1 protein-coding gene is annotated in these 405 nt (G+C 65.9%); it reads right to left on the reverse strand.

The genetic code is table 11. The annotated features are described in order from the left end of the window. Positions 1 to 64: 64 nt before the first annotated feature. Positions 65 to 405 (reverse strand): ATPase, T2SS/T4P/T4SS family (locus VSR82_RS40090; RefSeq protein ID WP_498858936.1); only part of this gene is annotated, 341 nt, incomplete at its 5' end.

A 405-nucleotide genomic window follows, 5' to 3' on the forward strand; every position in this document is an offset into this window, starting at 1 on the left:
AGCCGCACGGCGCGCATCAGAAAAAGAGAATCTCATGTCATTCTCCACGGAATGCCGCCTGCGCTTATGCTCCGCCCGTCACGCGAATCACTTCTTCGAGCGACGTCAGTCCCGACGCGAGCCAGCGTTCCGAATCCTCGCGCAGCGTGCGCATGCCTTGGGCGCGGCCCGCTTCGAGAATTTCGGCATCGGCCGCGTTGCGGTGGATCAGCGAGCGGATCGTTTCGTCGATCAGCAGCAGCTCGTAGACACCGCGCCGTCCCGCGTAACCGGATTGGCCACAACGGTCGCAGCCGACCGGATGCCAGCGCTTGCTACCGTCTTCCTCGGTGCGCTCTTCGCGGCACACCGGGCACAGTCGCCGCACCAGCCGCTGCGCGAGCACGCCGAGCAGCGACGAGGCGA

Origin of the sequence: Burkholderia sp. JPY481, assembly GCF_038900515.1 — a bacterium.
In the GTDB taxonomy this organism is placed as follows: Bacteria; Pseudomonadota; Gammaproteobacteria; order Burkholderiales; family Burkholderiaceae; genus Paraburkholderia; species Paraburkholderia youngii.